The sequence below is a fragment of the Pseudomonas sp. LS1212 genome (assembly GCF_024741815.1).
In the GTDB taxonomy this organism is placed as follows: Bacteria; Pseudomonadota; Gammaproteobacteria; order Pseudomonadales; family Pseudomonadaceae; genus Aquipseudomonas.
Map to the genome: position 1 here is coordinate 4,589,532 of NZ_CP102951.1, position 21,232 is coordinate 4,610,763.

19 protein-coding genes are annotated in these 21,232 nt (G+C 61.1%); 8 read left to right on the forward strand and 11 right to left on the reverse strand.

The window, feature by feature from the left end; translation table 11 throughout:
- Positions 1 to 62: 62 nt before the first annotated feature.
- The 7 genes from lepB to rpoE all read right to left on the reverse strand — a co-directional run bounded on the left by lepB (position 63) and on the right by rpoE (position 8,728).
- Positions 63 to 917: a signal peptidase I gene (gene lepB, locus NVV94_RS21345; RefSeq protein ID WP_258444340.1), complete on the reverse strand. Its 855-nt coding sequence runs from the start codon at positions 915 to 917 to the stop codon at positions 63 to 65.
- A 5-nt stretch (positions 918 to 922) separates the two neighbouring features.
- Positions 923 to 2,722, reverse strand: coding sequence for a translation elongation factor 4 (lepA, locus tag NVV94_RS21350; protein ID WP_258444341.1), 1,800 nt, complete (start codon positions 2,720 to 2,722; stop codon positions 923 to 925).
- Positions 2,723 to 3,044: 322 nt separating this feature from the next.
- The gene (gene ltrA / locus NVV94_RS21355) at positions 3,045 to 4,361 is read right to left on the reverse strand and encodes a group II intron reverse transcriptase/maturase (RefSeq protein WP_258444342.1); all 1,317 of its coding nucleotides are present in this window, start codon (positions 4,359 to 4,361) and stop codon (positions 3,045 to 3,047) included.
- Between the two features lie 473 nt (positions 4,362 to 4,834).
- Positions 4,835 to 6,259 carry a DegQ family serine endoprotease gene (locus NVV94_RS21360; protein ID WP_258447772.1) on the reverse strand — a complete coding sequence of 475 codons (1,425 nt, stop codon included), beginning with the start codon at positions 6,257 to 6,259 and terminating at the stop codon, positions 4,835 to 4,837.
- A 285-nt stretch (positions 6,260 to 6,544) separates the two neighbouring features.
- Positions 6,545 to 7,513: a MucB/RseB C-terminal domain-containing protein gene (locus tag NVV94_RS21365; RefSeq protein WP_258444343.1), complete on the reverse strand. Its 969-nt coding sequence runs from the start codon at positions 7,511 to 7,513 to the stop codon at positions 6,545 to 6,547.
- Between the two features lie 8 nt (positions 7,514 to 7,521).
- Positions 7,522 to 8,115 (reverse strand): sigma-E factor negative regulatory protein, encoded by a 594-nt coding sequence (locus NVV94_RS21370; RefSeq protein WP_258444344.1) that lies wholly within the window; start codon positions 8,113 to 8,115, stop codon positions 7,522 to 7,524.
- A 31-nt stretch (positions 8,116 to 8,146) separates the two neighbouring features.
- Positions 8,147 to 8,728, reverse strand: a complete 582-nt coding sequence (gene rpoE, locus NVV94_RS21375) for an RNA polymerase sigma factor RpoE (RefSeq protein ID WP_258444345.1) — start codon at positions 8,726 to 8,728, stop codon at positions 8,147 to 8,149.
- A 532-nt stretch (positions 8,729 to 9,260) separates the two neighbouring features.
- Between rpoE and nadB the strand changes: the two genes are divergently transcribed.
- On the forward strand, positions 9,261 to 10,877 hold the full coding sequence (nadB, locus tag NVV94_RS21380; RefSeq protein ID WP_258444346.1) for an L-aspartate oxidase: 1,617 nt from the start codon (positions 9,261 to 9,263) through the stop codon (positions 10,875 to 10,877).
- Here the strand turns inward: nadB and NVV94_RS21385 are convergent.
- Entirely contained in the window at positions 10,846 to 11,298 is a 453-nt protein-coding gene (locus NVV94_RS21385; protein WP_258444347.1) for a protein YgfX, read from the reverse strand. The two genes, nadB and NVV94_RS21385, sit on opposite strands and share 32 nt — an antisense overlap.
- Entirely contained in the window at positions 11,282 to 11,536 is a 255-nt protein-coding gene (locus NVV94_RS21390; protein ID WP_258444348.1) for a succinate dehydrogenase assembly factor 2, read from the reverse strand. Before NVV94_RS21390 ends, NVV94_RS21385 begins: the two co-directional genes overlap by 17 nt.
- Before the next feature lie 182 nt (positions 11,537 to 11,718).
- On the opposite strand from NVV94_RS21390, the gene NVV94_RS21395 reads away from it, so the two are divergent.
- Positions 11,719 to 12,660: a folate-binding protein YgfZ gene (locus NVV94_RS21395; RefSeq protein WP_258444349.1), complete on the forward strand. Its 942-nt coding sequence runs from the start codon at positions 11,719 to 11,721 to the stop codon at positions 12,658 to 12,660.
- A 74-nt stretch (positions 12,661 to 12,734) separates the two neighbouring features.
- Complete coding sequence (locus NVV94_RS21400) at positions 12,735 to 13,541, forward strand: HDOD domain-containing protein (RefSeq protein WP_258444350.1); 807 nt, start codon at positions 12,735 to 12,737, stop codon at positions 13,539 to 13,541.
- Here the strand turns inward: NVV94_RS21400 and NVV94_RS21405 are convergent.
- Both NVV94_RS21405 and NVV94_RS21410 read right to left on the reverse strand, forming a co-directional pair.
- Positions 13,538 to 14,917, reverse strand: coding sequence for a sensor histidine kinase (locus NVV94_RS21405; RefSeq protein ID WP_258444351.1), 1,380 nt, complete (start codon positions 14,915 to 14,917; stop codon positions 13,538 to 13,540). The genes NVV94_RS21400 and NVV94_RS21405 overlap by 4 nt on opposite strands.
- A complete protein-coding gene (locus NVV94_RS21410; RefSeq protein WP_258444352.1) occupies positions 14,910 to 15,581 on the reverse strand; it encodes a response regulator in 672 nt (223 codons plus the stop codon). The genes NVV94_RS21405 and NVV94_RS21410 overlap by 8 nt, the downstream gene beginning before the upstream one ends.
- Before the next feature lie 224 nt (positions 15,582 to 15,805).
- Between NVV94_RS21410 and NVV94_RS21415 the strand changes: the two genes are divergently transcribed.
- From NVV94_RS21415 to NVV94_RS21435, 5 genes are all read left to right on the forward strand, one after another.
- Positions 15,806 to 17,095, forward strand: a complete 1,290-nt coding sequence (locus NVV94_RS21415; RefSeq protein ID WP_258444353.1) for an OprD family porin — start codon at positions 15,806 to 15,808, stop codon at positions 17,093 to 17,095.
- A 30-nt stretch (positions 17,096 to 17,125) separates the two neighbouring features.
- The gene (locus tag NVV94_RS21420) at positions 17,126 to 18,127 is read left to right on the forward strand and encodes a tripartite tricarboxylate transporter substrate binding protein (protein ID WP_258447773.1); all 1,002 of its coding nucleotides are present in this window, start codon (positions 17,126 to 17,128) and stop codon (positions 18,125 to 18,127) included.
- Between the two features lie 90 nt (positions 18,128 to 18,217).
- Positions 18,218 to 18,676: a tripartite tricarboxylate transporter TctB family protein gene (locus tag NVV94_RS21425; protein ID WP_258444354.1), complete on the forward strand. Its 459-nt coding sequence runs from the start codon at positions 18,218 to 18,220 to the stop codon at positions 18,674 to 18,676.
- Between the two features lies 1 nt (position 18,677).
- The gene (locus NVV94_RS21430) at positions 18,678 to 20,192 is read left to right on the forward strand and encodes a tripartite tricarboxylate transporter permease (protein WP_258444355.1); all 1,515 of its coding nucleotides are present in this window, start codon (positions 18,678 to 18,680) and stop codon (positions 20,190 to 20,192) included.
- Entirely contained in the window at positions 20,185 to 21,213 is a 1,029-nt protein-coding gene (locus NVV94_RS21435; protein ID WP_258444356.1) for an AbrB family transcriptional regulator, read from the forward strand. Before NVV94_RS21430 ends, NVV94_RS21435 begins: the two co-directional genes overlap by 8 nt.
- Positions 21,214 to 21,232: the final 19 nt, after the last annotated feature.

Here is a 21,232-nt window from a genome sequence, read left to right on the forward strand (position 1 = left end):
CATCAACACAGCCTATGCCAGAAAAGCATTCGGCGCTGTCCCAGGACAGCGCCGTTGTTGACTTACTTGATCAGGCCCACCCGCGAGAAGTTCGGGAAGTGGCTCAGTTTCGGCTCCGGCCAGCTCATCCAGACAGCGAAGGCCTTACCGACGATGTTCTGGTCCGGAACCATGCCCAGCAGATCCTTTGGAATCTTCGGGTCGTCCCAGAAACGGCTGTCGTTGGAGTTGTCGCGATTGTCACCCATCATGAAGTAATGCCCGGTCGGCACTACCCATTGCTGATCGGGCGGCATGCGGTAGCGGCTCATTTCCTTGCGGATCAAGTGCTCGGCCACGCCCAGCTTCTCCTGGTACAGCTCGGCGCTGCCCAGGGTGCCCGGCTCGCTGCCGACCAGCTGCTCGGCAACCGGCTGGCCATTGACGAACAGACGCTTGTCGTTGGTGTAACGCACCAGGTCACCCGGCAAGCCGACGACGCGCTTGATGTAGTTCACGTTCGGGTCGCTGGGGTAGCGGAACACCATCACATCGCCACGCTGCGGTTCACCGACTTCGATGACCTTTTTGTCGACCACCGGCAGACGGATACCGTAGGAGAACTTGTTCACCAGGATGAAATCGCCCACGTCCAGGGTCGGCTTCATCGACCCCGAGGGGATCTGGAAGGGTTCGACCAGGAAAGAACGCAGCACCAGGACGATGAACAGCACCGGGAAGAACGATTTGCCGTACTCGACCAGCAACGGCTCCTTGTTCAAGCGCTCGACGACCGCAATCTCGGGCTGGCTGACGCTGCCCTGGTAGTTGGCAATGGCCGTGCGCCGACGAGGTGCCAGAAACAGCAGGTCGATCAAGGCCAGCAAACCGCAGACGGCAACAGCGATGACTAACAACAGCGGGAAATTTAGAGACATAGGACCTAACTATCCAACCTGAGCACGGCAAGGAAAGCTTCTTGTGGAATTTCCACGTTGCCCACCTGCTTCATGCGTTTCTTACCGGCCTTCTGCTTTTCCAAAAGCTTGCGCTTACGGCTGACGTCACCGCCGTAGCATTTGGCCAGTACGTTCTTTCTGAGTGCCTTGACAGTGGTTCGCGCCACGATCTGCCCGCCAATGGCGGCCTGGATTGCCACGTCGAACATCTGCCGCGGGATCAGCTCCTTCATCTTCTCGGTCAGCGCGCGACCCTTGTAGTGCGCGTTGTCCTTGTGCACGATCAGCGCCAGGGCATCGACCTTGTCACCGTTGATCAGTACATCCAGCTTGACCAGGTTGGCCGACTGGTAGCGATCGAAATGGTAATCCAGCGATGCGTAACCGCGGCTGGTGGATTTCAGGCGATCGAAGAAGTCCAGTACCACCTCGTTCATCGGCAGGTCGTAACGGACTTGCACCTGGGAACCGAGGAACTGCATGTCGCGCTGTACGCCACGCTTTTCGATGCACAGGGTGATGACGTTGCCCAGGTGCTCTTGCGGCACGAGAATCGTCGCGGCCACGATCGGCTCGCGGAAATCCTCGACCGCGGAAACATCCGGCAATTTAGATGGGTTATCGACGTAGATCGTCTCACCGTTCTTCAATTGGACTTCGAAGATAACGCTAGGCGCGGTGGTGATCAGGTCCAGGTCGTATTCGCGTTCCAGACGTTCCTGGATGATCTCCATGTGGAGCATGCCGAGGAAGCCGCAACGGAAACCGAAGCCCAGTGCGTCGGAGCTTTCGGGCGAGTACTGCAGCGACGAGTCGTTCAGGGTCAGCTTTTGCAGGGCTTCGCGGAAGTCTTCGAAGTCGTCGGAGCTGACCGGGAACAGGCCGGCATAAACCTGCGGCTGTACGCGTTTGAAGCCGGGCAGTACATCGACGTCGGGGGTGCTGCTCAAGGTCAGGGTGTCACCCACCGGTGCACCGTGAATGTCCTTGATACTGGCAATGATGAAGCCTACTTCACCGGCTTTCAGATCAACGGTCTGGGTATGCTTGGGGGTGAATACACCCACGCTGTCGACCAGATGCACCTTGCCGGTGGATTTGACCAGGATCTTGTCGCCCTTTTTCACGCGGCCATGACGCACGCGCACCAGGGAGACTACGCCCAGGTAGTTGTCGAACCAGGAGTCGATGATCAACGCTTGCAGCGGATCTTCGATGTTGCCGGTCGGCGCAGGGATGGTATGAACCAGGCGCTCGAGCACTTCATCGACGCCAAGGCCCGTTTTGGCACTGCAGGTCACCGCATCGGTGGCGTCGATGCCGATGATTTTCTCGATTTCTTCCTTGACGCGGTCCGGATCGGCCTGGGGCAGGTCGATCTTGTTCAGCACCGGCATGACCTCAAGGCCCTGCTCGATGGCGGTATAGCAGTTGGCTACGGACTGGGCTTCTACGCCCTGGCCGGCATCGACCACCAGCAACGCACCTTCACAGGCCGCCAGTGACCGGCTGACTTCATAGGTGAAGTCGACGTGGCCCGGGGTGTCAATGAAGTTCAGTTGGTAGTTGATTCCGTCCTTGGCCTTGTAATACAGGGTGACGCTGTGGGCCTTGATGGTGATCCCGCGCTCGCGCTCGAGGTCCATGGAGTCCAGGACCTGGGCTTCCATTTCGCGCTCGGCCAGGCCGCCGCACATCTGGATGAATCGGTCGGCCAGCGTCGACTTGCCATGGTCAATGTGGGCGATGATGGAGAAATTGCGGATATGACTCAAATCACTCACGGGTCAACACTCAAAAAGGCTGCGGGACGGACGCCCACCGAAAAATAGCCGGGAATTGTACCTGAAAGACGCCATACCCGTCACGCGTGCAACTATTTCCTTCGATCAAACGGCGACCGCTTCGCGCTCGAGCGCAGCCTGGCGGCAGCGGCTACAGGTTCCGGCTCGACTCGGCAGGTGTAGCCGCTGCCGCAGGCTGCGCTCGAGCGCGAAGCGGTCGCAGCACTTTCAGACATCGGCATAGGGGACGGCCTTCACAGGCCGCTCCCCTGCCACACCACCCGGCATGCGGGTCCGCACCGGGCGGTTCGAGAGATTGAGGTTATGAGAGGCGCACTAATCCCAGCCTGTCGAACCACGCAATATTAAGCACGCGATTCAGCTCCAAACGACTGTTACGCCACCAGCGACAGGTGTTTCCAGCCACTTTTTGCGCCACTTGCCGGGTCGCGCCAAGCGCTCGCAGCTCCCGATAGGTCGTCGTTCCCCGCTTCCACTGCTTGAGCTGGATCGCTCGCAGCCGGTGTCGTATCCATTCGTCCAGCTCACGCCAGACGGCTGGGGTTTGCGACAAGCCGAAGTAAGTTTTCCACCCCAGAATGTAAGGTCGCAGATCATCGACGATCTGTTGCAGGCTACGACCGCATGAGCGCCGGGTGTACCAGCGTATCCGCTGCTTGAACTGCTTCTGCGCTTTGTAGGATGAAGCACGTTTGACTTCGCCTCGGGCTATCCACAACTCATAGCCTAGAAACTTGCGACCAAACGCACTCGTCACTGCACTTTTGCTCTCGTTGACACTCAAGTGCAGCTTTTCATACAGACGCCTCAGCAAAGCCATTACCCGGTGCCCCGCCTTCTGACTGCGAACATAGACATTCGCATCGTCGGCATAGCGCACGAAGCAATGACCTCGGCGTTCAAGCTCCCGATCCACTTCATCCAGCAGCACATTCGCCAGCAACGGCGACAGCGGGCCGCCTTGCGGCGCCCCGCAAAGACTGTTTTCGAGCACGCCATTAATCAGCGTTCCCGCACCCAGATACGCCCGAATCAGCCGGATAACCGCCCGATCCGAAATCCGTTTACGTAGACGATCCATCAGAATGTCGTGATCGACCCGGTCGAAGAATTTCTCCAGATCCACATCCACCACCACTTTTCGACCCGAGGACACGTAGCACTGAGCCGCCAAGACGGCCCCCTGTGCACAACGCCCCGGACGGAAGCCGTAGCTGTGCTCACTGAAAGTGGGATCGAGTAGCGGCTGCAAAATTTGCAGCAACGCTTGTTGGATCAGACGGTCGGTGACCGTCGGAATACCCAGCTCGCGCTGACCGCCGTCGGGCTTGGGGATGGCCACACGTCGTACCGGACTAGGCCGATAGACACCGGACACAAGCTGTTCACGAATCACAACCCATTGGCTCAGCAGATGTTCGGCCGTCTGATCTATATCCAGACCGTCGACCCCTGCTGCACCTTTATTGGCCTTGACCCGTTTCCACGCCCGTTTCAGGTTTTCTCTCGCAAAGGCGCGTTCCAGCAGCCCTTGCCCTGCGTAGTCGGATTCATCTTGCGGGCAATTGACCTCGTCGCTGACGGGACTTCTCACGACTTCACCGCTCGTTATCTCCATCCGCCCCGCGTTTGGCAGGCATCTGACTTCCGGTCTTTCGCATCAACATGACCTATAACGCTTTCTCTCGTTCAGCCCTTCGTCAAAAAAAAGACTACTACGGCCTCTGCTGACTTCTCGCTCCGGCTCGCGCCGTCGCCCTTTCAGGCATGAGGCGAGATCTCCCCAGGTAAGAACGCAATCCTTCACCACACAACCGCCGGATTTACGCTGCCTGATCTTTGACCACAAGAGCTTCGCGGTTTTGTGCCCGCTCACCCTGATCGGCTTCGCCTTTTATCCGGTTCTTGTACATCGGCTCATGGCTTCGATTCACGCTTCCTCCCCACACTCGGTCACCCTCATGCAGTTGCGCTTCACTTCGTTCGCTGTGGTCAGCTCACGGCGGGACTTTCACCCACAAGATTGCGCCCATGCTGGGCGCACACAAAAAAGGGCGGTCAATGACCGCCCTCCCTCAACCGTCTATCGACTTATTCAGCCAATTTGAAGGTAATGAAGCTGGCCCGCCCCTGGCGCAGGACACGCATGGACACCGAGCGGTTCTTCGGCAGTTCCTTGGCGATCTGGGTGAAATCGTTCGCCGAGGCGATTGCCTGATTGTTCAGGTGAGTGATGACATCACCCGGCTGCAGGCCGATCAGCGCGGCAGGGCCGTCCAGTACCTCTTTGATTACCACGCCACCCTGGAGGTCGAGGCTCTTTTTCTGCTCGGCGGTCAGATCGGTCACGGCCACGCCCAGACGATTGCTGCTGCGTTCCACGCCCGCCTTGGCGCTGGCACTGAGACTCTGGTCTTCCTCCGGCAGAATGCCAACGGTGACATCCAGCGTCTTGCGCTTGCCTTCCCGGATGACTTCCAGGCTGGCCTTGGCGCCGTCTTTCAGCCCACCGACCAGATGCGGCAGGTCTGCGGACATGATGATCGGCTGACCGTTCATGCTCAGGATCACGTCACCCACCTGCAGGCCACCCTTGGCCGCCGGGCCGTCCTCCATCACCTGGGCAACCAGTGCACCGGCCGGCTTGTCCAGGCCGAAGGATTCAGCCAGGTCCTTGTTGACCTCCTGAATGACCACGCCCAGCCAACCGCGGCTGACCTTGCCGTCTTTCTTCAACTGGTTGGACACGTCCAGCGCCACATCGATCGGGATGGCGAACGACAGGCCCATGAAGCCGCCGGAGCGGGTGAAGATCTGCGAGTTGATACCCACGACTTCGCCGTTCATGTTGAACAGCGGGCCACCGGAGTTACCCGGGTTGATCGCCACGTCCGTCTGGATGAAGGGTACATAGGTGTCGTTTGGCAGGGCCCGGCCCTTGGCGCTGACGATCCCCTTGGTCACCGAATGGTCCAGGCCGAACGGCGAGCCGATAGCCACTACCCACTCACCGACTTTGAGCTTGTTCGAATCACCGAGCTTGACGATCGGCAGGTCCTTGCCTTCGATCTTCAGTAGCGCGACATCGGTACGCGGGTCGGTACCGACCAGTTTGGCGGAGTACTCACTGCGATCGGACAGACGGACGAGAATCTCATCGGCACCATCGATCACATGGTTGTTGGTCAGCACGTAACCGTCGGCCGAAACGATGAACCCCGAACCCAGCGACTGCGCTTCACGCTGACGGTCACCACGCGGCGTGCGCGGAGGCTGTGGCATGTTGCGCTCGAAGAACTCGCGAAACATCGGCGGCAGGCCTTCGAGGTCCGGCATTTGCCCTGAGGCAATCCCGCGCTCAGGCAGTTTCTGCTTGGTACTGATGTTCACCACAGCCGGCGCGGCCTGCTCGACCAGCGTCGTGAAGTCAGGCAAGGCTTCGGCCTGGGCAGTGACCACCTGACCGAGCATCAGCACGGCGGCGAACAATGAAAGGCAGGTTTTCAAGCGTGGTATCGACATACGGCTCCCGTAGCAACGAGCGTGGTTAAGCAATAGGGACCAGCAAACACAAAAAACCCGGGCACCGCCCTGCAGGCTGCGACCAAGTTTCATGCATTGGCTTTTCTGATGCTGCAACAGCAAGCAAGGCCAGCCCCTGGAGGGACTGACCTATAGAAAATTTTTGGTGATTTTGCAAACGCCAATGCTCACCAAACATGTCGGCATCTCAGACGCGGATCGGGCATTCAGCACCTCGCGCCATACAATACCGCATACCGACAAGCATTGCGCCACCCCTCAATTCTTGCTCTGAGGGTCTTGCGCGCGCATCGACAGCGCAACCCGTTCGGCGGTACCGATCGGAATTTCACCCACCACGGTGACCATAATCTCGCCCTTGGGCGTGGTCAAATGCCGCGATACGGCAACGGTCGGCCCAAGCTGGGTGCGGGTATCGGTGACTGATTCGCCATTGAGCGGCTCAAGAAACACCGAGAAACGTGCCAGGCCGTCGTCATACATCAAACTGCTGACCGTGGCCTTGGTTTGCGGATCCTTGCGCACGTAGCTGTTGACGAGTTCGAAGCCAGGCGGCAGCCAGTCGGAACGCCAGCTGGCCAGTGCTTCGGCGGCCTGCGCCGATACCTTGGCAACGGCCTTGCAATTGGAACTGGGCTGCAAGTCCTGTTCGCTGGGCACGGCCTTGATGTCGAGCCCCGTGAACTGGAAACGCTCCAGCAGCTGGCTCATGTCGTTGAGCAGCAGCGACTTGAGGGGCAAGCCCGTTTCCTTGTCCAGATGCAATTCGAAGGCGTATCGGTGCTGATCGCGTGGCGTCAGTGCCACGACATCCACCTCACGGCCTGCTACGCGTGTCACTCCAATGATCTTGATGTCATACCAGGACATCAATTTGAGCGGATCGAGCAACCGACCGGATGAATCCGGGGCATTGCCCACACCCGCCACCAGGGTTCCACTTACACATTGCGTCTGCCCATCGACCCGCACCACCTCCTGGGGCAACCCATCGAGCTGCAGCAGCCGCTCGGTGATCTTGCCATCCTGAACACGGTGCCAGATCCGGTGGGTCGAGAAGATCCCGTTACGTTCGTAGACAAAAGTGCCCTGGAAGTCTTGCTGACGTTCGGCTTGTGCCAGACGGCTGAACATGTTGGTCACCCTGGCATCCGCAGGGCTCGCGGCCTGAGCAGGAACAGTCAACCATCCACCGAGCAGAAGCGGTATGAGAGGTAGGGCGCGCATGGTCCTCCTTAGCGATTTTCCAGGCTGGCGGCGCGTGCGTAAGGCAGAGCGCTTTCGGTGCCTTTAAGAGCTGCTTCCTGGGCGTGCTGGCGCAAGTAGCCTGGCAGCCGCTGATCCTGCCAGCCAGCCTGACCTTGCAGAACGCCACTGGCCATCGGGCCGGTCGCTTGCTCGGAACTTTCACTATAGCCTGCCAAAACGGCCGGGCCTTGAACTTGTGGTACAGCCAGGCCTTGCTGGGCCGATTGCTGTGCTGCGAGTTCCACGCCGGAGATTTCATCCTGGTTGTACAGACGCACGCCTGCCAGTACGGCAACGGTCACCGATGCGGCCACCGCCAGACGCCCCAGGCTGCGCCATGGGCTGCGAGTAGCCTTGACCGGCGTGGCTTCGTCCGCCAGCGCTGCCGAGACTGCCGCTGCGATATCCAGACGCGGCATCAACAGTTCATTGTGCATGGCTGCACGGGCAACCTGATAACGCGACCAGGTGGCACGGGTTTCAGAATCGTCGACGGCACTCAGTACCCGACGTAATTCCAGTTCGTCCGCTTCGTTATCCATCACCGCGGACAGCGATTCCTGCAGGGCTTCACGACTCATGGCGGTTCCTCTCTTGGCTGTCGCCGCTGTCTCAGTGTTCCTGCAACAAGGGCTGCAGGGCTTTATCAATGGCCTCCCGAGCGCGGAAAATTCGAGAGCGCACGGTACCCACCGGACACTGCATGACACTTGCAATGTCCTCGTAACTCAGACCATCGAATTCACGTAAAGTTAAGGCCGTACGCAAATCTTCTGGCAGTTGCTGGATGGTCCGATGGACAGTGCCTTCGATCTCATCGCGCAGCAACGCACGCTCCGGTGATTCGAGATCCTTGAGGCCATGATCGCCGTCGTAGAACTCTGCATCTTCAGAACTCACATCGCTATCAGGTGGCCGTCGACCACGGGACACCAGATAGTTCTTCGCCGTATTGATGGCGATACGGTACAGCCAGGTATAGAACGCACTGTCGCCGCGAAAATTACCCAGTGCCCGATAAGCTTTGATAAAGGCTTCTTGCGCCACATCCTGGGCTTCATGGGTGTCGTGCACGAACCGCACGATCAACCCGAGAATCTTGTGCTGATACTTCAGCACCAACAGATCAAACGCTCGCTTGTCGCCGCGCTGCACGCGCTCGACAAGCTGCTGATCCTCTTCCTGGGTTAGCATGAACACTCCTCGTTGAACTTGAAGGAGCGTTGCAACAGCCATCGATCAGGCTTGCAAACATAGACTCGGGCTTTTCGCAAAAGTTCTCCCCTCCAAGCAAGTTTCCTGCAGACCTTCGTTTGACCTGCACGAAAAGCGCAGCGCGGTCCTGGCCGGCTGCGTCAATGATCTGGTCGTCGAATCCGCTTGCAGTGGCCAAGACCTCAACCCTGCATAAAGCCGACGCTGCTCCCTTTATTTTGGTCAACCTTCTATGGATACCGGTCCCTTGTAGAAAGTTCCCATGCACCTCACAGCCGTTGCCGACGCCATTGGGCAATCCGACGTGGGTTTTCACGGGCACAGCAGAAGGAAAGCACGGGTTTGCGTAGCAAGCCAGGCGGTCCGACTGTTATAAAGGCAGCCCGTTTCAGTTCACGATAGTTCCACAATGCCACAAAGGCGCGACTATTGTGCCGATCCCCCCCTCTATATACTAGGGGGCTGAACCCGACAGACATGCGTCCAATGTCGCTTTGCGCGGAATCCGGAAATGAGCCAACAATATCAACATGATGTACTTGTGATTGGCAGCGGCGCGGCCGGCCTGAGCCTGGCCCTGAGCCTTCCCGGGCATCTGCGCATTGCCGTATTGAGCAAGGGTGACCTGGCCAACGGCTCGACCTTCTGGGCCCAGGGCGGCGTGGCCGCGGTACTCGACGATGCCGACACCGTACAGTCCCACGTCGAAGACACCCTCAACGCCGGTGGCGGCCTGTGCCATGAAGACGCTGTGCGCTTCACCGTCGAGCACAGCCGCGAATCGATCCAGTGGCTGATCGACCAGGGCGTGCCCTTCACGCGCGATGAAAACGCCGACGTCGATGACGGTGGCTTCGAATTTCACCTGACTCGCGAAGGCGGCCACAGTCATCGGCGCATCATTCATGCCGCCGACGCTACGGGCGCTGCGATATTCACCACCCTGCTCGCGCAGGCGCGCCTGCGGCCGAACATCGAACTGCTGGAACACCGCGTGGCCGTCGACCTGATCACCGCGCGCCGGCTGGGTCAGGACGAAAACCGCTGCCTGGGTGCCTATGTGCTCAACCGGGCCACCGGCGAAGTCGATACATGTGGCGCACGCTTTACCGTGCTGGCCACCGGCGGCGCCGCCAAGGTCTACCTCTATACCAGCAACCCGGACGGTGCCTGCGGCGACGGCATTGCCATGGCCTGGCGTGCGGGCTGCCGGGTCGCGAACCTGGAGTTCAACCAGTTTCACCCGACCTGCCTCTATCACCCGCAGGCCAAGAGCTTCCTGATCACTGAAGCCCTGCGTGGCGAAGGCGCCCTGCTCAAGCTGCCCAATGGCGAACGCTTCATGCCGCGCTTCGACCCACGCGCCGAACTCGCCCCACGGGACATCGTCGCCAGGGCCATCGACCATGAAATGAAGCGCCTGGGTGTGGACTGCGTGTACCTGGACATCAGCCACAAACCCGCTGATTTCATCAAAAACCACTTCCCCACGGTGTATGAGCGCTGCCTGGAATTTGGCATCGACATCACCCAGCAACCGATCCCGGTGGTACCGGCCGCGCACTACACCTGCGGCGGGGTCCTGGTCGACCAGCAAGGCCTGACCGATGTGCCCGGGCTTTATGCCATCGGCGAAACCAGCTTCACCGGCCTGCACGGCGCCAACCGCATGGCCAGCAACTCGTTGCTCGAATGCTTCGTTTATGGCCGCTCGGCCGCCAATGACATCATCGCCAAGCTGGCAGGCATGCCAATGCCCGAACAACTGCCCGGCTGGGATGCCAGCCAGGTCACCGATTCGGACGAAGACGTGATCATTGCGCACAACTGGGACGAGTTGCGGCGCTTCATGTGGGACTACGTGGGCATCGTGCGCACCAACAAGCGCTTGCAACGCGCCGAGCATCGGGTTCGGCTGCTGCTGGACGAGATCGACGAGTTCTACAGCAACTACAAGGTCAGTCGCGACCTGATCGAGCTGCGCAACCTGGCGCAGGTCGCCGAGCTGATGATCCACTCGGCCATGCAACGCAAGGAAAGCCGCGGCCTGCATTACACCCTCGACTACCCGGGCCTGCTGCCCGAGGCCCTGGACACTATTCTGGTGCCGCCCACCTACGCCGACTGAACTTCAGGCGCAAGCGCAGGCGCCGGTGCTGCACCGGCTCCAGCGCGTCACCGGGAATACACAGGCCGTGCACCCAGCGCCGCCCCTGCCAACGGAAACGCAGCACCACCAGCCCTGGCAATGCCAGGCTGTCGCGCTGCAGTTGCACGGGCTTCCAGCCCTCCGCGGCGCGCCACAATTGCCAGCCTGTGGCATCGCGGCGCAAGCCGGTGACGGCATACCGATGATTCAAGAGAATGTAACGCGGCAGCACCCAGACAGCATGCGCCAGGCACAGCACAATGCCGGCCAGGCTCAGCCATACGGGTATTTCAAGCAGGACCAGCGATACCAGCGCCAGCAGCTGGCCAATCAGATACGCCGCCAGCAATTGCCCGGAGGCTTGCCAGCGGCATTCGAAGCTTTCACTTGGGCTGGACACGATCCAGGATCATGCGGACCATGCGCTGCAGCTCAGGGTCCTCGGACTCGGCACGCTCCATGAACCAGCCGAACATGTCCTGGTCTTCGCATTCGAGCAGCCTGCGGTAACACTCGCGGTCCACTTCGTTCAGGTGCGGATAAACCTCTTTGACAAAGGGAACCAGCAGCACATCCAGCTCGAGCATGCCGCGGCGGCTATGCCAGTAGAGCCGGTTGAGTTCAACATCTTCGACCATGGAGCTCTCCTCAAATAGGCCGCCAGTATACAGAGGCCAGCCGCAGGGGGCACTGATCAATGGTCGCCTTGCCATGCCGATTGCGCAACCAGCGACCCAGCGTTGATTGCCGGTCCGGCAACTACCTATTTTCCCGGCAGGGCTCTATGATGGTGCCCAGTCTTTTCACCTTGCGATGACCAATGGCCGATTCAGCTTTTTTCTGCACGTTATCCCACGAAGGCGTCCTCGCCGTCCGCGGCTCCGATGCCAGCAAGTTCCTGCAAGGCCAGTTGACCTGCAACCTCGGTTACGTGAACGAAACGACCGCCAGCCTCGGTGCTCGCTGCACCCAGAAAGGCCGCATGCAATCGAGCTTCCGACTGGTGCTCGAAGGCGATGGTTGCCTGCTGGCCATGGCCCGCGAGCTGGTCGAGCCACAACTGGCGGACCTGAAGAAATACGCGGTCTTTTCCAAGTCGAAGCTGACCGACGAAAGCGCCGACTGGGTCCGTTTCGGCTTGAGCGATGGCGATGCAGCACTGGCCAGCCTCGGCCTTGAGCTGCCGCAAGAGGACAACGCCGTGGCCCGCGCCAATGGCCTGATCGCCATTCGCGTTTGCCCTGGCCGTGCCGAACTCTGGGCCCCGGTCGATCAAACACAAAGCCTGAAGACCAACCTCGCCGCGCAACTCGCCGAAGGCGACCTGAATGCCTGGTTACTGGGGCAGATTCGCGCCGGTATTGGCCAGGTGATGGCCCAGACCCGCGAGATGTTCATCCCGCAAATGCTCAACCTGCAGGCCGTGGGCGGCGTCAGTTTCAAGAAGGGCTGCTACACCGGCCAGGAAATCGTGGCGCGCATGCAGTACCTGGGCAAACTCAAGCGCCGGCAGTATCGCCTTGAGCTTGCCGGTGGCGAACTGCCCGAGCCGGGCACCCCGCTGTTCTCGCCGACCCACGCCAGTGCCATTGGCGAGGTGGTTCTGGCGGCCTCCGCCAACGGCCACAGCGAGCTGCTGGCCGTGCTTCAGGCCGAGGCCGTGGAAAATGGCAACCTGCACCTGGGCAGCCTCGAAGGCCCGCGTGCGACGTTGCTCTCGTTGCCCTACGAACTGGACCGCGACCGCGAAATCCAGCGTTGAGCAACGCCCTTGCAAAAGCGTCGAGCGCCGAACGCGTCGACGCTTGTCCCGTGATATCGCGTTAGAGAACACAGATGAGCGAGCTGGCCCGGATGGTTCAAGAGCAGTTGCTGGCTGCCATCGACAACGATGACCTGGTTTTGCCGACACTGCCCGAAGTCGCCCTGAAAATTCGCAAGGCGGCCGAAGACAGCGACATCGATGTCGGCACCTTGAGCCGAGTGATCGGCAGCGATGCCGCCCTCTCCGCTCGCCTGATCAAAGTGGTCAACAGCCCGATGCTGCGTGCGGCCAATGAAGTCACTGACCTGCAGGCAGCCATCACCCGGCTGGGGGTCAACTACAGCTGCAACCTGGCCATCGGCCTGGTTATCGAGCAGATCTTTCACGCCCGTTCAGCAGTGGTCGAGCAGAAAATGCGCGACGTCTGGGCCAACAGCCTGGAAGTGGCAGGCATCAGCTACGAACTCTGCCATCGCTATACCCGGCTCAAGCCGGACCAGGCGGCGTTGGCGGGGCTTGTGCACCAGATCGGTGTGCTGCCCATCCTCACCTATGCCGAAGAGCACAATGAACTGCTGTCCGATCCGGTGTGCCTCAACCATGTGATCGAACGCATCCACCCGCTGCTCGGCGACAAGATCCTCAGCGTCTGGGAGTTCCCGGAAATGCTGATCAAGGTCCCCAGCTTGTCCCGGGATGCCCAGCGCCGCTCGGCCCAGGCCGATTATGTCGATGTGGTCCAGGTCGCTTCACTGCTCAGCCAAGTCGAGGACCAGAGGCACCCGTTCGATTCGTTGCCGGCGTGCCGACAATTGGGTCTGGACCCGGCCACGCTGGAAGCCAGCGACCTCCATGTTGCCCGGGCCATGTTTCATTAGTCGGGGTTAAAGCTCACCCGCACTTTCAATCCTGCCGGTTCGCCATCGTGCAGGCTGATCTGGGCCAGATGCGCCCGGCAAATCTCGCCGACGATCGCCAGGCCCAGCCCGGTGCCCTGGGCACCGCGCCGGTAAAAGCGCTCGAACACCCGCTCACGCTCCTCAATGGGGATGCCCGGGCCGTCGTCTTCGACCTCCAGTACGCCCGGCGGGCTGACCCGCAGGATCACATTGCCGCCCGCCGGTGTATGGGCCAGGGCATTGTCGACCAGGTTGCTGAGCAGCTCATTGAGCAAGGTCGGCTCACCGCGCAACCAGACCGGCTCTTCGGCTTCCAGCGCCAGGGCTACGCCGCGCGCATGCGCCAGCGGCGCCATGGCCATGCCCAGCTCCCGCGTCAATTGGCTGAGATCGAGCAGCTGCGCGCCGCCTTCGGCGATCGCCCGGGCGCCGTTTTCGACCCGGGCCAGCGAAAGTAGCTGGTTGGCCAGGTGGGTCAGCTTGTCGGTGTCTTGCGCCGCCGACTCCAGGGTCTCGCGCCAGACCTCGGACTGCGGCGCGCGCAAGCCCAATTCGAGCCGAGCCTTGAGCGCAGCCAGGGGAGTACGCAACTCATGGGCAGCATCGGCGATAAACTGCGCCTGCCGCTCGAACTGCCCGCGCAGCCGCTCGGTGAAATGGTTCAGGGCTTGCACCAGTGGCCAAAGTTCGCGCTGAACTTCTACCAGCGGCAGAGGCCGCAAGTCGTCCGGCTGGCGATCTTCGACGGCCGTACGCAAGCGCTCCAGTGGCCGCAACGCCGCGCTGATGGCAAACCACACCAGCAGCATTGCGCCCATGCCGAGCATGCCCAGGCGCAACAAGGTATCAGTCATCAGACTGCGAGCCATACGCACCCTTGCCTCTTCGGTCTCGGCCACGCGGATTTCCGCCATGCCGTTCATGTTCGGCTCACTGACCGCCTTGAGCAGGCTGACCACGCGGACATCCTGGCCCAGGTATTGGGCATCGTAAAAGCGCGCCAGGGCCGGATAGTCATCGGTACGTGGTGTGCCCGGCGGTGGTGCCGGCAGGTTCTCGTAGCCGGAAATCAGCCGCTGCTGAATGTCATTGACCTGATAGTAGATACGCCCGGCGCTGTCATAGGCGAAGGTATCGAGCGCCACGTAGGGCACATCGGCGCTCAAGCTGCCGTCGCGTTGCGAGAGGCCGGCAGCGATGGTGCGTGCCGATGCCAGCAATGTGCGGTCATACGCCGTGTCGGCGGCCTCGCGGCCGTTCCAGTACGCACTCAGGCCGCTGGCCAGCATCAACACCAGCAGCAACAGCGCCAGGTTCCACAGCAGCCGCCCACGCAGGCTGCCGGGCTTACGCATCGCGGTTCTCGAGCAGGTAGCCAAGCCCCCTGAAGGTCACGATGGCGACGGCATGCCCATCGAGTTTCTTGCGCAGGCGGTGAATGTAAATTTCGATGGCATCGGCGCTGGCCTCTTCATCCAGGCCGAAGACCTGGGCTGCCAGTTGTTCCTTGCTCATCACGCGCCCGGGCCTGGCGATCAAGGCTTCGAGCACGGCCTGCTCACGGGAGGTCAGCGTGAGCAGTTCATCACCCAGGGTGAAGCGCCGGGTATCGAGGTCATAGACCAGCACGCCACAGCGTTGCTGGCGCTCGCCGCCCAGTACGCTGCGGCGCAACAAGGCCTTGACCCGCGCCTCAAGCTCGGTGAGTTCGAAGGGTTTGGCCAGGTAGTCATCAGCGCCCAGGTTCAAGCCATGGACCCGATCCTTCACATCGCTGCGGGCGGTCAGCATCAGCACCGGCAGGTTCTTGCCGCGAGCGCGCAAGCGTGCCAGGACTTCGAAGCCGTCCATGCGCGGCAGGCCCACATCGAGGATCACCACGGCATATTCCTCGCAGCTCAGGGCCAGGTCCGCAGCCACGCCATCATGCAGTACGTCCACGGTCAGGCCCGTACTTTTCAAGGCCTGGGCAATGCTTTCGGCCAATTGCAGATGATCTTCGACGAGTAGCACACGCATCGACTTCTCCTAAAGCGCTGGCCTGTGGGGAGGCCATTTCTGGCGCGGAGTTTACAGGCGCATCGGCGCCTGTGAACCCATCGTGATAATGAAAGCTGCTTGAAAGGTTAGCGAAAGGTTCAAGCCCTAGCATCGCTTCACGGCCAGATTCAGATGCCGTGAACGACGAAAAACGCCCCGATGCGTTTTCGCAACTTATAAGAACAATAACGGAGTCACACACGATGCTGTCCATGCAGCCTCAGGCATCCTCGCCTGCTCGTACCTTCCGTCTGCACCCCGCTGCACTTGCCAGTGCCGCCGCCTTTGCCGGCTTCTCGCCCCTGGGCCAGGCCGCCTTCTTCGAAGACAGTTCCGCTACCTTCGAAACCCGCAACATGTACTTCAACCGTGATTTCCGCGACGGCACCAGTGCACAGCAATCCAAGCGCGACGAGTGGGCCCAGGGCTTCATGCTCAACCTGGAATCAGGTTACACCGACGGCGTCGTCGGCTTTGGTGTCGATGCCCTGGGCATGCTTGGGGTCAAGCTCGATTCCAGCCCCGACCGTACGGGTTCCGGCCTGTTGCCGACCCATGACGACGGCCGCGCTGCCGACGAATACTCCAAGCTCGGCCTGACCGGCAAGGTGAAGATTTCCGCCACGGAACTGAAGATCGGCACCCTGATTCCCGAACTGCCGATCCTCAAGGCCAATGATGGGCGCATCCTGCCGCAAACCTTCGAGGGCGGCCTGCTGACCTCCAAAGAGATCAAGAACCTGACCTTCACCGGCGGCCGCCTGGAAAAGGTCAAGGACCGCGATGACACCAACGTCGAAGAGATCGCCCTCAACAACAAGAACAGCCGTTTCCTCGGTACCGCGGCCGGCAACCATTTCGACACCGCGGGCCTGGATTACAAGTTCACCGACAAGATCACCGGCAGTTACTACTTCGCCCAGCTCGACGACGTCTACCGCCAGCATTTCGTAGGTCTGACCAGTTCACAGCCATTCGGCCCCGGCACCCTGGGTACCGACCTGCGCACCGCCTTCAGCGATGACCAGGGCCAGGCGCGCGGCGGCGACATCGACAATACCTCGCTCAACGGTATGATCAGCTATGGCCTCAGTGGTCACAAGATCAGCGCCGCCTACCAGCACATGTCCGGCGACAGCGCCTTCCCTTATGTCGACGGCAGTGACCCGTACCTGGTCAACTTCGTTCAGATCAACGACTTCGCCGGTGCCGACGAGCGCTCCTGGCAAGCCCGTTACGACTATGACTTCGTCGCCCTGGGTATTCCCGGCCTGAGCTTCATGAGCCGCTACGTCAGCGGCGATAATGTGAAGCTGAACAACGGTGGCACCGGCAAGGAATGGGAACGCAACAGCGAAATCAAGTACGTGGTGCAAAGCGGCGCGCTGAAAAACGTCGCCGTGCGCCTGCGCAATGCCACCTACCGTTCGAATTTCGCCCGCGATGCGGATGAAGTGCGGTTGCTGGTCAGCTACAGCGTGGCTCTTTGGTAATCCCTGATAACAATAAAACTTCTGTGGAGACTGACGATGACCCTTTCACTGCGCCAAATCGCCCTGGCTACCGGTTGCGTGCTGCTGTCGAGCCAACTGTTCGCCGCGCAACCCCCTTCTACCGAACCAAAGCGTCCCGAATGCATTGCCCCGGCATCGCCCGGCGGTGGTTTCGACCTGACCTGCAAACTGGCCCAGAGCGGCCTGCTCAACGAGAAGCTGCTGACCAAACCCATGCGCGTGACCTACATGCCCGGTGGTGTTGGCGCGGTGGCCTACAACGCGGTAGTCGCCCAGCGCCCGGCCGATGCCGGTACTCTGGTGGCCTGGTCCAGCGGTTCGCTGCTGAACCTGGCACAAGGCAAGTTCGGTCGCTTCGACGAAAATGCCGTGCGCTGGCTGGCCGCCGTCGGTACCAGCTATGGCGCCATTGCAGTGAAAAGCGACTCGCCATACAAAACCCTCGATGACCTGGTCAAGGCGCTCAAGGCCGACCCGAGCAAAGTCGTGATCGGCTCCGGCGGTACCGTCGGCAGCCAGGACTGGATGCAGACCGCGCTGATCGCCAAGGCCGCCGGGATCAACCCGCGCGACCTGCGTTATGTGGCACTCGAAGGTGGCGGTGAAATCGCCACTGCCCTGCTCGGCGGGCACATCCAGGTCGGCAGCACCGACATCTCCGACTCCATGCCGCACATCCTCAGCGGCGACATGCGCCTGCTGGCGGTGTTCGCTGAAAAGCGCATCGACGAACCGGAAATGAAGAATATTCCGACCGCCAAGGAACAGGGCTACGACATCGTCTGGCCGGTGGTGCGTGGTTTCTACCTGGGGCCAAAGGTTACCGATGAAGAATACGCCTGGTGGAAAGACGCCTTCGACAAGATGCTCGCCTCCGAAGACTTCGCCAAATTGCGCGACCAGCGCGAACTCTTCCCCTTCGCCATGACCGGCCCGGAGCTGGACACCTACGTGAAAAAACAGGTGGCCGACTACAAGATCCTGGCCAAGGAATTCGGCCTGATCCAGTAACACCCTGGAGAGCAAGCCAGCTCCTCCCATGTAGGAGCTGGCTTGCCAGCGATCGACCGCAAAGCGGTCGCCCCGTAGAGGATTCCCCCAATGGTCCTGCAACGCTTTTTCGCGCTGGCGCTCCTGCTCGCCTGCGCCGCCCTGGCCGTAATGGCCTGGCCCTATCAAGCCGCCTTCTCCTATGAACCCGTAGGCCCGCGCGCCTACCCCCTGCTGATGATCGGCCTGATGTCGGCGGCCTTGTTGTACCTGCTGTTTCGGCCCACGCCCATCGTGCGTCACGAGGACGAGCCGGAGCTCGACCACCCGACCTTGAAAAAGATCGGCCTGTGCGTGCTGTTGCTGCTGTTCTTCGCCAGCCTGTTCGAGCCGCTGGGTTTCATCCTCAGCAGCATGCTGATCGGCATTCCGATGGCACGTCTGTATGGCGGCCGCTGGCTACCCAGCGTTGTGATCATCAGCCTGATGAGCGTCGGTCTTTATCTGCTGTTCGATAAAGCCATGGACGTGCCACTGCCCCTGGGCCTGCTCGATATTCTGGAGAATTGACATGGATACTTTCAGCTATCTGAGCCAGGGTTTCGGTGTCGCTCTGACGCCGTACAACCTGGTCACCGCGTTGTGCGGCACCCTGATCGGCACCGTGGTCGGCCTGCTCCCGGGCCTGGGCCCGATCAATGGCGTGGCACTGTTGATCCCCATCGCCTTTGCCCTGGGCCTGCCGCCGGAATCGGCGCTGATCCTGCTGGCGGCGGTTTACCTGGGCTGTGAATATGGCGGCCGGATCAGCTCGATCCTGCTGAACATTCCCGGTGAAGCCTCGACCGTGATGACCACGCTGGACGGCTACCCCATGGCCCGCAAAGGCCTGGCTGGCGTGGCCCTGTCGCTGTCGGCCTGGAGCTCGTTCATTGGCGCCTTCATCGCCACCTGCGGCATGGTCCTGTTCGCGCCGTTGCTGGCCAAATGGGCCATCGCCTTCGGCCCGGCGGAATACTTCGTATTGATGGTCTTTGCCATTGTCTGCCTGGGCGGCATGGCTGGCGACAAACCTCTCAAGACCTTCATCGCGGCGTTGATCGGGCTGTTTTTGTCGAGTGTCGGGATCGACGCCAACAGTGGCGTGTATCGCTTCACCGGCGACAACGTCCATCTGGCCGACGGCATTCAGTTCGTGGTGCTGGTGCTGGGCCTGTTCTCCATCAGCGAAATTCTCTTGCTGCTTGAGAAAACCCATCACGGCCACGTCGCCGTGAAAGCCACCGGGCGCATGCTGTTCAACTTCAAGGAAGCCGCCTCGGTATTCGTGGTCAACCTGCGCTGCGGCGTGCTGGGCTTCATCATGGGCGTGCTGCCCGGTGCCGGTGCGACCCTGGCCAGCGCCGTGGCCTACATGACGGAAAAACGCATCGCCGGCAAAAGCGGCAACTTCGGCAAGGGCGACATGCGCGGCCTGGCCGCCCCGGAAACCGCCATCGGTGCCGAAGCCTGCGGCGCGCTGGTGCCGATGCTGACCCTGGGCGTGCCCGGCTCCGGCACCACGGCGGTGATGATCGGCGCACTGTCGCTGTACAACATCACCCCCGGCCCACTGCTGTTCCAGCAGCAGCCAGACATCGTCTGGGGCCTGATCGCGTCGTTGTTCATCGCCAACATCATGCTGGTGGTGCTCAACATTCCGATGATCCGGATTTTCACCCGCATCCTGGCGGTGCCGAACTGGGCGCTGGTACCCATGATCGCGATCATCACCGCCATCGGTGTCTTCGCGGTGCACGCCACCACGTTCGACCTGTTCCTGATGATCGGCATCGGCATCTTCGGCTACATCCTGCGCAAGCTGGACTTCCCGCTCTCGCCGATTCTGCTGGGCTTTATCCTTGGCGGACTGATGGAGCAAAACCTGCGCCGGGCCCTGTCGATCTCCAACGGTGCGCTGGAGATCCTCTGGTCCAGCCCGATCGCCATGGGTGTCTGGGCGCTGACGGCGATCATGCTGCTGTTGCCGCTGCTGCGCATCTGGCGCAAGCGCAGTGTTCAGCGTCGCGCCTTGGCCGATGTCTGAAACGTCCTGGAAGCTGTGGTGGGGAACCCCCTTCGTCGGCTTGGCTGGCGGTTACCTCGCCAGCCAGGTCGGCTGGCCGCTGCCATGGATGGTCGGCTCGCTGCTGGCGATCATCCTGGTGCGCTGCCTGACGCCCTGGCAGTTGGGCGAAATCCCCGGCGGACGTAAATGCGGGCAGTGGATCGTCGGAATCGGCATCGGCCTGCACTTCACGCCGCAGGTAATGGAACAAGTGCTCGGTCATTTCGGCCTGATCTTCTGCGGTGCGCTGGTGACCAGCCTGTCCAGCGTGGTCGGCGTCTGGTTACTGCGCCGCACGGGTGAGGATCGCGCCACCGCATTTTTCTCGAGCATGCCGGGCGGTTCCGGCGAAATGGTCAACCTCGGCGCGCGCAATGGCGCGACCCTCAGCCTCGTTGCGGCCGGGCAGAGCCTGCGGGTGCTGGTGGTGGTGCTATGCGTGCCTGCCGTTTTCAAATACCTGTTGGGCGACGGCGTGGCGATACAGGGTTCGGGCAGTGTCGACTGGCGCTGGCTGGCCGTGGTTTTCTCGCTGGGTGCGTTGGTGGCGTGGCTCTGGCAGCGCCTCAAGCAACCCAACCCCTGGTTGTTCGGCCCACTATTGGTGAGCGCGGTGATCAGTATCGGCTGGGACTTGCATATCGGCCTGCCGCAGGGCGGTAGTCAGGTCGGGCAGTGGTTGATCGGCAGCGGGCTGGGCTGTCACTTCAACCGGGCGTTCTTCCGTCGGGCACCGTCCTTTCTTGGCCGCACGCTGATCGGCACCGCCTTGACCATGCTCATCGCAGGCGTCGCGGCGCTGGGTCTGAGCGCCCTGACCCAGCTGGACCTGCGTTCATTGACTTTGGGCATGATGCCCGGCGGTATCGCCGAAATGAGCCTGACGGCCGAGACCTTGCAGCTGTCGGTGCCGTTGGTCACGGCACTGCAGGTCATGCGCTTGCTGTTCGTGCTGTTTCTGGCCGAGCCGTTGTTCAGGTACTGGGCCAACCCCCACTAGAGGCTTGGCCTGCCACCGA